Source organism: Dietzia papillomatosis NBRC 105045 (assembly GCF_001570845.1).
GTDB classification, from domain to species: domain Bacteria; phylum Actinomycetota; class Actinomycetes; order Mycobacteriales; family Mycobacteriaceae; genus Dietzia; species Dietzia cinnamea.
Genome location: NZ_BCSL01000057.1, coordinates 1 through 13503 on the forward strand (window position 1 = coordinate 1; position 13503 = coordinate 13503).

General features: G+C 65.0%; 12 protein-coding genes. 6 read left to right on the forward strand and 6 right to left on the reverse strand.

From position 1 onward, the window contains the following. On the reverse strand, window positions 1–583 hold a 583-nt coding region (locus DPA01S_RS14545), incomplete at its 3' end, for a YfbU family protein (RefSeq protein ID WP_198150817.1). Between the two features lie 179 nt (window positions 584–762). Continuing rightward, window positions 763–1551, reverse strand: a complete 789-nt coding sequence (locus DPA01S_RS16510; RefSeq protein ID WP_084374802.1) for a recombinase family protein — start codon at window positions 1549–1551, stop codon at window positions 763–765. Window positions 1552–1783: 232 nt separating this feature from the next. Here DPA01S_RS16510 and DPA01S_RS14555 point away from each other — a divergent pair, with 232 nt between their 5' ends. From DPA01S_RS14555 to DPA01S_RS14565, 3 genes are all read left to right on the forward strand, one after another. Further along, window positions 1784–2962, forward strand: coding sequence for a DUF4062 domain-containing protein (locus DPA01S_RS14555; protein ID WP_157076982.1), 1179 nt, complete (start codon window positions 1784–1786; stop codon window positions 2960–2962). Between the two features lie 131 nt (window positions 2963–3093). Next, window positions 3094–3339 (forward strand): type II toxin-antitoxin system prevent-host-death family antitoxin, encoded by a 246-nt coding sequence (locus tag DPA01S_RS14560; protein WP_032375739.1) that lies wholly within the window; start codon window positions 3094–3096, stop codon window positions 3337–3339. A gap of 21 nt (window positions 3340–3360) precedes the next feature. Continuing rightward, window positions 3361–3618: a type II toxin-antitoxin system RelE family toxin gene (locus DPA01S_RS14565; protein ID WP_061917419.1), complete on the forward strand. Its 258-nt coding sequence runs from the start codon at window positions 3361–3363 to the stop codon at window positions 3616–3618. Between the two features lie 629 nt (window positions 3619–4247). Here DPA01S_RS14565 and DPA01S_RS14570 read toward each other — a convergent pair. Next, window positions 4248–4823 (reverse strand): nucleotide-binding protein, encoded by a 576-nt coding sequence (locus DPA01S_RS14570; RefSeq protein ID WP_061917422.1) that lies wholly within the window; start codon window positions 4821–4823, stop codon window positions 4248–4250. A 1541-nt stretch (window positions 4824–6364) separates the two neighbouring features. Between DPA01S_RS14570 and DPA01S_RS14575 the strand changes: the two genes are divergently transcribed. Continuing rightward, window positions 6365–7522, forward strand: coding sequence for a hypothetical protein (locus tag DPA01S_RS14575; protein WP_061917425.1), 1158 nt, complete (start codon window positions 6365–6367; stop codon window positions 7520–7522). Window positions 7523–7556: 34 nt separating this feature from the next. On the opposite strand, the gene mobF is transcribed toward DPA01S_RS14575, so the two are convergent. Further along, window positions 7557–11075 carry a MobF family relaxase gene (gene mobF / locus DPA01S_RS14580; protein WP_232303179.1) on the reverse strand — a complete coding sequence of 1173 codons (3519 nt, stop codon included), beginning with the start codon at window positions 11073–11075 and terminating at the stop codon, window positions 7557–7559. A 253-nt stretch (window positions 11076–11328) separates the two neighbouring features. On the opposite strand from mobF, the gene DPA01S_RS14585 reads away from it, so the two are divergent. Continuing rightward, window positions 11329–11697 carry a hypothetical protein gene (locus tag DPA01S_RS14585; protein WP_232303180.1) on the forward strand — a complete coding sequence of 123 codons (369 nt, stop codon included), beginning with the start codon at window positions 11329–11331 and terminating at the stop codon, window positions 11695–11697. After that, window positions 11681–12253, forward strand: coding sequence for a hypothetical protein (locus DPA01S_RS14590; protein ID WP_061917435.1), 573 nt, complete (start codon window positions 11681–11683; stop codon window positions 12251–12253). The genes DPA01S_RS14585 and DPA01S_RS14590 overlap by 17 nt, the downstream gene beginning before the upstream one ends. 76 nt (window positions 12254–12329) lie before the next feature. On the opposite strand, the gene DPA01S_RS14595 is transcribed toward DPA01S_RS14590, so the two are convergent. After that, on the reverse strand, window positions 12330–12653 hold the full coding sequence (locus DPA01S_RS14595) for a hypothetical protein (RefSeq protein ID WP_061917439.1): 324 nt from the start codon (window positions 12651–12653) through the stop codon (window positions 12330–12332). 141 nt (window positions 12654–12794) lie between these two features. Then, window positions 12795–13355 carry a DNA-binding protein gene (locus DPA01S_RS14600; protein ID WP_061917443.1) on the reverse strand — a complete coding sequence of 187 codons (561 nt, stop codon included), beginning with the start codon at window positions 13353–13355 and terminating at the stop codon, window positions 12795–12797. Window positions 13356–13503 lie beyond the last annotated feature (148 nt).

Here is a 13503-nt window from a genome sequence, read left to right on the forward strand (position 1 = left end):
GAATCCGCTGGTAAAGCTCCAGCCTCGGACCGTGGGAGTTGCCGTAGTCGTGATCAGGACCCAGCACGGGGAGCACTTCGGACCAGCGGGTCTCGCTGACGAGATGCCGGACGTAGTCAAGGAGTCGCGTTTCGGCCTTGACCTGGTAATCAAAGCCGTCAAACTGCAGCAACCGTTCCGTTTCGTCACCGATGCTCTGCCCGGCGCCCCGAAGACGCTGGATGCTGACGGTGATGGTGCGAAACATGTCGAGTAGATCCATCACGAAGGTGCACTCGTCGGCCGTCAGTTCGGGGTGGGTACTGATGAACACGTCGCTGTATTCGGTGACGTACCCGCCTTCCAGTATCTGGGCGCGTTGGCGCTGATAGTCGGGGTCCCCCTCCACATGGGCGCAGTCTTCGGTGGGGGCCTCTTCATGCGTGGGTGGCATCACGTGGGCGAGGATGCGGTGCTGCATGGCGAGCATCTGCCGCTCGTAGGTCGTCAGGGTGCGCGGCGCAGTCTCTGTCCACCGCCCCCGGGGATCATCTCGAAGGATCAGCCCTTCCAAGGTGGATCGCACCAGGTCGGACAGGCTCACGCCCCGACTCTGCGCGAGCTCCTCCAGCTCGGAGCGCATGGCATCGTCCACACGAAACGCTATCGTCGCCACAACACCCTCCCAAAACACCGTCAAACTATCTGTTTAACTGTTATACGCACCGTACCACAGTGGCCGGTCCACGCGGAGGGGACGATGCAGGCAGGGGGATGGACCACCTAATTCGACGTGGTTGTCAGTTGATGTTGGAGCGCCCGGTACAGCGTGGAGCGTCCGATTCCGAGATCGCGGGCGATCGCCGATGGCCCCTCCCCCGACTCGATGCGGGCGCGGGCCTTGTCGATCTGCTCGTCGGTCAAGACGCGTTTGCGCCCTTTGTACTTACCCTTCGCCTTGGCGATGGCGATGCCCTCTGCCTGACGTTCACGGATGATGGCCCGCTCGAACTCGGCGAACGCCCCGAGCAGCGAGAGCATCAGATCGGCGCGAGGATCCTGGGCGCCGGCGGCGTAGGTAGCCCGCTCGTGGACAAACTCCACGCTGGCACCCTTGGCAGTAATCTCGACAACGATCTGCTTGAGATCCACCAGGGAACGAGCGAGCCGGTCCATCGACGCAACAACCAACTCGTCACCATCTCGCAGATACCCGATGCACTCGGCAAGCTTCTCGCGATCAGCACGAGAGCGTGCAGACTGCTTCTCGACATAGATCCGGTCGCACTCCCCAACCGCCTCGAGCTGACGCGCTTCGTTCTGATCCGCGGCCGACACCCGCACATACGCCACCCGCTGACCGCGCGGCCGCGACGATCGGCGAGCCGGCGTCGGATCCGGCTTTGGCTTCCCCTCGACGATGTTCTCCGAGTCCGTCGACTCCACCCGAAAGTTCCAGCCCAACTCGTCCCGGCGGCGGAACCGAGTCCGCACCTTCCCGCGGCCGACGATGAGGACCTCCTCGCCACCGTCACCCGACCGATTCAAAAGCGTTCCGATCCGATCCGCCATCCGAAGACCCTTTCGCCCGGATTATGTATCAATACACCCTAGACCCGAAGGGACGCTGTTTCATAAGTAGCAAACTTGACCCTGCGACACAGCGCCGATGGCGGATCCTTGACCGTCCCGCACGGGTGTACCCCAAAGCACCAGGTCCTAGGGTCTAGAGGCCCGGCTGGCCCAAGGCATTCTCCAGGTTTGGCGATCGTAGAAAGCTCGCTGAGCAACTAGTGTTGTGCCCATGGCGACTGAACGGCGCGAGCAGGTCTTCATCAGTTCGACTTTCAAAGACTTAGTGGAGGAGCGCCGTGCAGTTATCCAGACCCTGCTAGAGGCCGATTGCATCCCCTCTGGGATGGAGCTGTTCCCAGCGTCGAACAGCGAGAAGTGGGACCTTATTAAAGGCGTAATAGACCTCTGCGACTACTACGTCGTAATAATCGGCGGCCGCTACGGCAGCATGGACGAAGTCGAGCAACTCTCGTACACTGAGATGGAATTTGACTACGCGGTGGAGACCAAGAAGCCCGTGATGGGGTTCCTTCACGGCGATCCCGGAAAGTTGCCTGGCAACAAACTTGATCTCGCCGACGATCTGCGCGAAAAACTAGACGCCTTCCGACACAAGATCGAAAGGAAGATGGTCAAGTACTGGCACGAACCTGGGGACCTCCCGGGCCAGGTTGCGCTTGCAATTATGCAGATCCGCAAGTCACATCCGGCCGTTGGATGGATAAGAGCCAGTGAAGCTATGACACCTGAGGTCAAGGCGGAATTGGCCGAACTTCGAGCCAGAGTGCGAGAACTATCGGCGGACCTCCACGACGAGCAGCGTCAGCACGCCTCGGCTGTCGACCCGTCGGAACTAGTGCAGGGAAACGAGGCCGCCGAACTCATTTGCGCCTTTGAGTACCACACGCAACGAATGGTCGATGCTGGAGAAGCGCGTCAATACAACAAGAAGCGCACACGTTGGACAACTCATTCCACTTGGAACGAAATTCTTAAGCATCTCGGCCCTGAACTCATGGACGAGGCATCGGAGGAGCACCTCCGTACACGTTTGTCGCACCTTTGCGGCACGCTGGCGCGTAAGGCGTTAGTCAACGCAGACTCCGCTTCCGATGCCTCGCTGGATGATACGGAAGCATCTGGGGACGCTTCAAAGGAAGACGACCGGATCGGACAGATTTACAACACCAAAGTCGCCATCGAGAGTTTCAATGACGTGAAGGTCCAGTTCACAGCTCTCGGACTCATCGAGAATGGTGTCAAGCGACGGCCAGGAAGTGATACGAACACGTACTGGCGCCTTACAGATCGCGGGCGCCAGCAGCTGCTCCAACTTCGTGCGATCCGTAAGCCCATACTGGTCAATTCGGGCCATGACGCCACCGATGACACTGTCGATCCAGCGTAGCGAACGATTGCCACACAGATGGAGCCGCCATACCTCCGCACCTACCGCGGTGCTTCCAGGGCTGGGCAGGCAGGCGGCTGCGCCCTGGCACCTACTAGACTACGAGTTGTACAAGATGTACTCTTAGTGGCATGGTGACCACGACGCTCAGCAACTTTCGCGCCCATCAGAGTGAGGTACTCGACGCCGCACAGCGGGCGCCGGTGGAAATCCTCAGCCGGGGAAGCCGTCGGCGCGCCGTTGTCGTCTCGCCGGAGTTCTTCGACCGTGCACTGCAGGCCCTGGAGGATCAGGCCGACGTTCGCGGTGCGGCCGATGCCCGCCGCGAGGACGGCAGCATCTCCCACGAGGACCTCATGGCGGAACTGGGCCTGTAGACCTGCGCCTACCACCCGCTGATGCCCTATTCGATTACCTATAAGCCCTCGGCTGCCAAAGCCCTCCGCAAAGTTCACCCCACTGAGCAAAAGCGAATCGTCCGCGCCATTGAAGCCCTGGCTGTGACACCACGGCCGCCCGGCGCGATACAGCTCGCCGGAGGCGAAGGTGAACTACGAATCCGCGTCGGCGACTACCGCATCATCTACGACCTCGAAGACGACGCCCTTGTCGTGCTCGTGCTGCGCATCGGCCACCGCGGTGACGTCTACAAGTGACCTCATCCCCTGCCGAACCGATGACGGCTACGTGGGGGCGTACTACCCCGCCGGCGCCGATAAGACGCGTTTCGACAATCCGCAGCCGGCACGGCTCGCGATGGCAGAATCCAACGCCTAAGCTGACAAGCCGAAGCTGCTAGACCTGTTCGTTACCCAGGACCAGGGTCTCGACGCCAATGCGAACTTGGAAAGTTCGCAGTTCAGACGCTAGTTGCCAACTCCCCCTCATCACAGGGCGGGCTCGTCACGCGGCTAGGCGCCCGTGCTCGATGCTCGCACCGGACTTGCCTGCCAGCCTGAGGATCACGACCTCTTCGGTGGCCGACACCGTCAGCGGTATATACCTCGATCCGTTTTTACCAACGGCGGTGTTCACCTCTGGCGAAACTACTCAGGAAGTGCGTTTCGAATAGCTGCCTCGATAAACTCAGACACGGTCTCCCCTTGTTGGATGGCCGCAATCTTGGCTCTCCGGTACACCTCAACATCAAGCGCTAGAGATGTCTTCGTACGCCGAGGACCGGCCGGACGTGCGGCTTCAGAAGCAGAGAACGTTTCCGAGACCGGCCGGATGGGAGCTGCGGCCCGTGGGCGCAAACTACGGCTCACCGGTTCCGATTTGCCACTCATTTAGTCACCTCAACGATCTCGTCCATCAGGTCTCGATAGCCGAAGAAGCTTGTTGGACTTGTGCCGAATGACTGGCGTATCGCCTGTCGCTTCCCAATCACATTCTCGAATACGAACACCCCTTCCGATTCAAGGGCCTCCTTTGTGAGCTCGAGCAGCTTAGTGCCGAGCTCAACGCTCGTGAGAAGGACGCCAGCTGGCTTATGTGCAGCAGCCTCCAACGTCGGCCAGACGCGCTGGAGGTCCAACCCAGACGGCGCAGTGGGGACCACGACAACATCAGCCGCATCGATCGCGGCCTGAATGATGTCAGCAGCACCCGGAGGCGTGTCGATCACTGTGATGTCGCTACTAGATGCGCGCGAAAGCGTGATCTTGTTCGCGGGCGAGACTTGAAACGGCAAAGGCGCACTCCCCTCCGTCGCAATCTCAGCCCAACTAGTGGCCGACCCCTGAGGGTCCGCGTCTAGCAACTCAGTCGACTTGCCCTGCGCGCTCGCGACCGTCGCTAGGTAAATGGCGGTGGTCGTCTTACCGACGCCACCCTTGGTATTAACTACCGCAATCTTCAAAACCCGCTACACCTCAATCTTCCTACACCTCGACACCGCTGTACCTATTGTGGTCATTACCTTGATACCAAAACTGCAGTACAGGAGCGCGCTAGCCACGCTGGACATCCCGAAATACCTTTAGACCGATAACGGTACATCAGTAATCACCGTTAGACCGGTACTGGTGTTGCGGTGTATACCGGTGTAGGTTTTGCGGTATACACCGCTGCGGATGTGTCGCAGCCGCTGACCGCCTACAGAGCCGTAGGCGGCGCCAAAAACTCCACCTCACCTAGGCGTGTCGATAGGATTTGTGGCGCCAAGTGTGGCAGTTTTCCTCCCATGGCGACGAAGCAGCGGGGCCCCGGGCGACCGTCATTCGGCGAGCGCATGCGCGTGCCCGTCCGTATGGCCCCTGAGGTGTACGAGGCACTTCGGGTGGAAGCCAGGTCTAGAGGCGTCTCGATGTCTCAATACTTGTCTGACCTCGCCGCCATCAATCTTGGCCTGCCCGAGGCCGTAGTTCCACCTGCAGATGAGGAGGCAATTTCAGCGTGAGGCGGTGGCCGGCCCGCGCCCGGCCAACAGTTGAACACCCCGCAACCCTGAAATGACTGATCCCGGCCCACTGGCAGGTGGACCGGGATCGAAAGTCAAGAGTTCGAGTTACCGCTCAAACTCGGTGTTGCTCACCGATTAGGAGAGCTGTGCTTCCAGGCACCTCTCAGAGTAAGTCATACCCATCGGATGGTCCAGTCGATCCGATCGGCGTGTCTCACTCTGACCGCGACAACCTCATACCCCCCGATCCCACCTGGTGGTGGGACTCCGTGGTGTCCGCGTGGAGTCCGCGCCCGTATGTGCGTGTCGACACGCACAAGGCGCATACCTTCGCCGCCACGCAACGTCTCACCGACGGCGCGCCGGGGGAAGATACACCTTTTGCGCTGCACTTGACCGATGAATCGGGCAAGTTTCGGCTCCTCGCCCTGGATTTTGACGCCCACCATGCTGGCTCAACCGCGGACCCAGACCTCGCCGCGTGCACAGCCGCCCTGACTGGCGCGGGCATCGAGCACCTGGTGTGCTCGTCAGGACCTGGTGGGGGATACCACGTATGGATCCGGCTGAGCACCGCCATCTCGGCGCACCGCCTGGCACCGATCATCGACGCTTTCTGTACCGCGTGGCCCTCGCTGGATCGGGGCCCGCTGTCCAACTCGCGTACAGGTTGTGTCCGCGCCCCGGGCTCGCCTCACCGCGCCGGCGGCACGTCAGTGCCCCTGACAGATCCCCATATCCGCCCGGTGTCCCTGCGAGCGTTGCGCACGCTACTCACGCAGCTGACACAACCACCTCAGACCAAGGGCACCTCCACCGCCGGTGCTGGGATCGCCCCAGTTCCTGTGCACGTCGACGCGCAAGGCCATCCGTACCTCTCCGGACCCAAACGCCCCCTGAACCCTCAGATCCGTGCCCTTGCCCGCGCCCCGATCACTGCCCGCACGGATGCCTCCGCGGTGGGGTGGTCAATCCTATTGGCCTGCGCCCACGCTCGGATGCAGTACCGCGACCTGCACGAGGCCGCTTTCACCGACCGGTGGCCCGGCCTGGAGTTTGTACGGACTAGCCGCACCGGTGCGGGGGAGCGCAGCCCTCGACTCGACGTGGCCGCCGAGTTGGCACGCCAGTGGGCCAAAGCCGTCACCGCTGCCAGCTACACCCAGCGCAGCACTGCAGGACCCTCGCCTGCCCGCCGAGTCGCCGAAGCCTTGGTCGCCGACCTGCTCACCCGCATGGACGCACGGCCCGGCCGGTGGACTGGCAAGACCGGAGCCCAGGACCGCCTGGTGCTCCTGGCGCTGGCCGCCCGCACGCTCGCCGCCGCAGCCACCGAGGTGCACCTGTCCGAGCGGGACTGGGCCCTCGCCGCCGGCCTGACCAGAGACGCCGTCGCCGACCGACTGAAAGTCCTTGGCCAGCAGGGGTGGGTCGCCCGCGTGCAGCGAGCGGCAGGCCCCTGGGCGACGGTGTGGCGGATCGTGAACCCCGGGGGCGGGAAGAAAAGAAGTGGCGCAGTATTTACTCCGGGGATGCAGAGTCAGCTTGACGCTGAGCTCGAGTGCGCCCGGGAAGATATCTGGCACGCTCGCCCCCTGGGGGTGTTGGGCATGCGCGTATGGACCCACATGTCCGCTGGTCGCGTATCAGTGCGTGAGCTGGCGACCAGGTTGGGTGTTTGTCCGGCGACGGTGCGCAGCAAACTGCGCGCACTGCGCTCTCTGGGTTTGTGCACCGCTGACGGCCGCGTGTACCGGAGTCGGTCGCGGTTAGCGCGAGCGGCCGTTGCTGCTGGTGTCGACGGTGCGCACGCTGATCGGGTGCGCCTATACCGGCTGCATTCGGCGGTGTTTGTGTGGTGGTTCACCACCCGGCATCAGCCGGAGCGCTCCGACGCGCTGGCCGAGTGGGGCGAATTCCCCGATCCTGCTGAGGCGGAACAGATCCATCCGACCGACATCGCGCTGGCCTACGGCGCCACCTCGACCGGCCCGCCAGTATCAGCCACCACCTGGGGCGCGGCGATGGCTGCCCAAGATCGCCATCGCGAGGCCGATCCCGACAGTTGGTGGGAACTGGTCGCCGCAGCCCGCGCCGCCCTACCCGCCCCCGACATGCTGCTCGCACCCCACCAATGGGCCGCCACCGCCGCCTGACCACTGGTGCCTGATGCCTCGGAGCCGGGGCGAGTCACCACAGGTCGGGGGAGGAGTCGGTAGACGGCCCCCATGGCGAGCTCGTCGTGGTGTGGGTCTCCGGGCCGCGTTCTTGTTCTGCGGCACGGTGGGCCAGATAGGACTCAGCGAAGTCGTCAGACGCTGCGGGTGCCGGTGCGGTGGTGAGCGAGCCGTGGGTGGTCGCTAGCCACGCTGCGAGTTCGGTGTCGGTGGCCGGCGCGATTGGGGGAGGGGTGGGCAGGGCGTCCCGGTCCCGGTCCTCATTTGTCGCGTGACGTATCCGGTGCGCGATGACGGCCCCTGGATTGTCGGCGGTCTCCAGGTTCGCGGTGGCCTCGGCCCACAGCTCGCGGGGGTCGTGGCCGGTGGTGGCGGCGTTGGTCCAGGCTTGGGCGAGGGCGTCGTATTGGTCGCCTCCGGGCTCGAGGTGTCGGCTGTAGAGGCGCGGCAGGGCGTCGATGTAGGTGGGCAGTGTTGAGCTGGTGAAGGCTTGGGCAGCGAGGTCGACGCCGTGGCGGTACAGCGCTTCAATGCGCGCCGGGTCGGTGGCGCCTGTCATCTCCTCGCGCAGTGTTGCGGTCGCGGAGGCTTGGTGGGTGTCGCGCCTGAGGATGGCGGCCAGTACCTCGGCGGCGGTGGGGGCGTCGTGGTCGCCGGCGGAGTGCATGTGGGCGTCTTCGGCTGACAGGTCGACCGTGGGTTCGCACACGGCGTAGGCGCGGTTCTCTCGTCTGCCGCGGGTCATCGCGACGTACAGGCCGGCACGGTCCACCGAGGTGTCGACGACTGCGTGGGTGACATCGACGGTGGCGCCCTGGGCACGGTGGATGGTCGTGGCGTAGCCCAGGTGCATGCTCTTGCTCGCGTAGCTGGCAGGCACGACCATATCGTTGCCGGTGTTGATGTCGCGCACGCTTAGTGAGCCGTCGTCGGCGATGCCGGTGAGGGTGAATAGTTGGCCGTTGAGCACCCGGCCGAGGTACTTGCTGTCGGAGGTGTAGAGCTTGGCGTTCTCACGGGCGATGATCGTGTCGCCGACGCCGACGGTGTCGCCTCGGGAAAGGCGCGTGGTGCGGGTGTCGTCGACGTGTCCGTGGGCGATCCGGTCGGCGCGGATGACCTCGTTGAGCGAGTCGACGTCGCTGTTGTTCGAGGCGATGACCAGGCTCTTGCGGCCGGCCTTGGTGTCGTCGAGGAAGGCTTGAACGGCGTCAGTGAGCATCTGCTCGCGGTGTCCGCCACGGATCCAGCCGCGGTGCGCGTAGAGGTCCAGGGCGTCGGTGTTGCCTTCGCGGAGGGCGAGCGTTGCCTCGGCCTGTTCGGTGTCTGCTCCCATGCGCATGACTTCGCTCAGTTCGACTGTTCCCGGGGTGCGGGTCAGGTCGGCGAACAGGCCGCCGGTCTCGACGGCGGCGAGCTGTTTCGGGTCTCCGATCAGGCGCAGGACGGCGCCGGATTCGGCGGCGATTTCGGTCAGCGCGGCGAGGTTTTCGGTGCTGGCCATGCCCGCTTCGTCGACTAGGAGCATGTCGCCGGGGCGGATGGTCACCGGCAGCGCCTCGAGGCTCCGTCCCGGGGCGCCTGGGTTGCGGCCGAGCCAGGTGAAGGTCAGGGAGTCGATGGTGTGGCAGTCGGTGCCGATGTCCTCAGCCAGCACGCTGGCCGCTGCCGCGGAGGGCGCTAGACCGATGACGTGGCGGCCCGTGTTCTCCCACGCCTGCACGACCACTTTCATGGCGGTGGTCTTACCGGTACCGGCCGGTCCGACGCCGGCGGCGAGCAGGGTTCCCGCTCCGACGAGGTGGTGGGCCAGTTCCTTCTGCCCGGTGTTGAGCGGCCAGCCGGTGGTCCTCTCGTGGGCGGCAAGTGCCTTCTCGAGCTTGGCGCGGGGTGCGATCACTGCCACCGGGGTGCGGGCTGCATCCAGGACGCGGGTCTCGGCGTCGAGCACGGCTTGGGTGGTGTACTTCTCGGCGTTGGCGTGCCGGTCGATTCCTGCGCCGGTGTGGCCGGTCAGGGGCTCGGGCAGGATCAGTGGATCAGGTGGCGTCAGCTCCACCATGAGCTCGCGAAGCGCGATGTCCATGACCTTGGCGTGGGCCTGGTCGAGGGCGTCGTCGGAGGCGAACCGGTAGCCCTTCAGAGCTGTGGATACGGCGGTGTCTACGTGCGACCGGCGGAACTGCGCGCGGCGTGACGACACCGATTGGACGGCCTGCTCAGCGACCTGTCGGGCGTGGCTGTCGGTGTCAAAAACCTTGCGCTGCGCATCGACGGTGGCCTGCTCGGTGACGTCGCGGACAACGGATGACACGGCGTCGGCGCCGATGGCCTGCTCAGCCACCTGGCGCCACTTGGCACGGTGCTCATCGAGGGACTGGGCGGGCTTTTTGGCGTCGCGGGTATCGAGGATCGCCTTCTGCCACAGGGCGTACGCCGCTCGCTGGGTGGGCTGGCGCCCGTTCTTCTCTACGTACTCGGCAACGAGCTGCTCGTAGACCGGGCGGGCTAGTGCGCGACGGGACGAGAACACGTCAATGAGACGGCGGTCGATGCCCTTGATGTCCCAGATCGGCGCTTTGTCCGGGTGCGGGTAGTGCGCCTCGAAGTCCAGACCCATCCGGCGGGAGAGTAGGTCGTGCAGGACAGCGTCGTAGCGAGCCGAGATCGCCTGGTGCATCTGGTGGATCGTCCGCGAATCCAGCGTGCGCCACTGGCCGTCGGGGCCTTGCACCTTGTTGGCGATCAACACGTGCGAGTGCAGGTCCGGGTCTCCGCCACGGGTGTCGAAGTGCGTGAACTCAGCGGCGACGATGCCTCTGGTTTTCACCTGCTCGATGCCGCCGGCACCCACGCGGGTGTAGATCGCATTGTCCTCGGCCCATCGCAGGGCCTCGGCCACGGCCTGATGGTGTAGCGCCGCCACTTTTGAGGCCGTGTGCTCGTCGGAAAGCGCCCACAGAACGCTGACACTTTTGACCGGTGAGAAGGTGAAATCGAATCCGGCGACGGCCTGGCGGACCTTGTCCCGTTCGCGGTTCACCCAGGCGATGACGTCCTTGCCGGAGGCGTGTTCATAGCCGAACTCGCTCGTGTAGAACGGGCGGGCCACGCTCTCGGCGAGTTGGTTTCTCTCGTCGGGAGTGGGGCGACGCGCCTCGGCAGTGAGGAACGACTTTTCAGCGGCGGAGATCGCCGCGAGCACGGGGACATCTCCGGAGTACAGGGGGTAGGCCCGGCCCAGCTTGCAGGCGCCCAGACTCTTCCCTTCAGCCATCATCTGATCGGTGTCCGGGTGTAGCCCTTCGCCGTACAGGGCGGCCATTTGGACCTCTCCCACGACGGCGCCGGCGGTCGCTGTCTCAGAGAGCAGGCCGGCCAATCCGCTGCCGATCCACCGCCCGGGCGGTGTTCCCTTGGCCGCGTAGTAGTCCGACAGCGACTTTCCTTCGGGGTCAGCGTCATGGGTGGCGACCGAGCGCAGCAGGTACTGGTATCCAGTACCGGCGTGCACCGCTCGGAGGCTCATCATGAGCCCCAGCGTAGAGCCGCCGCGGGGCGGCGTCTACGCACGACGCGTCGGCGGCGCGCTGAGCAGCCGCTTTCCGGACGTCACTAGTAGTGCCTACTGTGTGTGGCGGTTTAACCGAGCGACAGCGAGGATGATCTAGCACGGCCGGTGCTAGATGTGGTGCGGCGATCGGGGACCAGGACGGCGCGACGATGACGGCGGCATGGTGGTTGGGCATTGCGGCACGATGGGTGGGGCAATAGGGTCGGGTGTCATGGCGGCTACCAAGACTGATTCACGTTCACAGACCGCGCGGGCCAGGGCTCGTCAGGCGATGGCCGACGAGCTGGAGCGGGCACGCAAGCGTGAGGCCCAGTTGGTCGCGGTGTTCTCGGCGATCGATGCCCGCGATGACGCGCAGATCGCTCTCGGTCAGGCGCTGGTCGAGCTTCGGGACCTGGGCGTGGTGCAGGCCGATCTGGCGGAGATGACCGGACTGTCTGCCCGCGAGGTCGGGGCGGCGATCCGCGCCGCCAAGGACAGCACCACCGTCACCGACGACACGGTCAACGATGCCGACGGCGGTGACACGCCAGCGGCGGATCAGACCTCGGCGGACACCAACGGTGACCAACAGCACTGAGCCCGTCTCCGGCGGATGGTTCGAGGACATCCCGCTGCCGGGAATGGACGCCCGTCCCCGGCCCCGACCTGCCCCGAGGCGGTCCAGGCCGTACGACTCGACACTGCCTCCGACCGAGGCGGCGATTGCCGCGTTTGAGTCCCGTGTCGTGCGCGCCCCGGGCAATGGATGCCACATCTGGACCGGCGCCATCTCCGACGGGTACGGACGGATCACCTGGCGTCGAGACGGCGTCAGCAGAACCGAGTACGCGCACCGCTTCGCGCTCCTAGTCGCCGGCCAACTGACCGCCGAGGCGATCGGTGAGCACCGCTGCAACGAACCCTTGTGCGTGCGCCTAGACCCGGACCATCTCATCGCCTCAACCCAATCAGCGAACCTGCTCTACGCGGTCGCCTGCGGACGCACCGGCATCATCCGCAACACCACCGAACGCCACGACCGGCACGCCCGCTCCCTCGCCGTCCGCGACGCGGTCGCCGGCGGCTGGAACCCCAAGGCGTACGCCCGCGCCTGCGGCAACACCGCGCCGCTAGAAGAGCCGCCACTGTTCTAGAATCGTCTCCAAACACCTACAGCAATGGCCCCACCGAAGCGGTGGGGCCATTGCTGTTTCGGTCGGGTGGGAAGTGTCAGCGGGCTGCCGCAAGGCCTCGCGCGCGGCGCAACTGCCAGTAGCGCGGAATCGTCCATTTCAGCGGCGTCTTGTCGATAACGATGCGCCCGAGGTTAGTTCGGTAGACCACATCGTGACGGACCGCGAACGACCAGTGCCCGACAAACCACGCCACCATCCCCAACGCCATCACCGTCGGCGCCCAAGAGCTCGACTGCACCACCCCACAGAAGCCGATCACGGCGCAGATGCCTCCGATGCCGCGTGCCAGCGGCGGCACCAAAAGCGAGGCCACCGCGACCACCGCCACGGCCTGTACCGCGGTCTGTAGATCCCACATGACGTCCCTCCCGTGTTGGCGTTCGTCCCGTTACGGCCCGACCGCACCTGACGGAAGTCCGGGCCGCTTGTTCATTGCCTGTCCTGCTTTGTCAGTGTGCTCGCCCGGTCCGACACGACAAGGCCACCACGGTGCGGATCACTACTTGTCCTCGTCGGCCTGCCCGGAGGAACGAAACGCGTCCAGGAGTTCACGCAAGGTGTCCGAAGTGGCCTCGGCCCGCACCCGGGCACGGTCGGCCTCCTCGGCCTGGACGCGCGCCTGCTCCGCCTCACGCTGCATCGTCTCGAGTTGCTGGCGGACCTGGGCCAGCTCGGTGCGCAGCTGCTCGGCGTCCCGGACCGCCTCCTCCCTGGCCGCGTCGGCGTCTGCTTGTTGCGCGGTGGCGGTCTCCGCCGCGGCGAGGGCGTCGGCCTCGCCGGCGCGCGCGGCATCGAGCGCCACCGCAGTGGCCTCGTCTGCCTGCTCGGCGGCGCGCTTCCACGCCGCCGCCCACACCGAGGCCACCATCGCCGACATCGGCTCCGACAAGTCCGGGGCCTCGGGAACCTCGCCGGCTGCACCCGCGGCGTGCTCGCGCATCCACGCCGCCACCTCGCCGATCCGCACCCCCGCCTGCTTCTGCACCGCCCGCACGGTGACCTTGTCCCCACGCGCGACGAGTACGCCGTAGGCGTGAGCGATCTTCTCCGACGTCGACATGGCAGCCCTTCCAGATTCAGCGTCCGGTAACCGGTAATAGGTAACGTGTTTTGTTTCCTACGTTACCCATTCTAGGTGACGCCCGCGCCCATGTCGAGGATCGAGCGCTGACCGCTGCTAAGGCGCCCGGCGTCCGGCGGCGAGCACG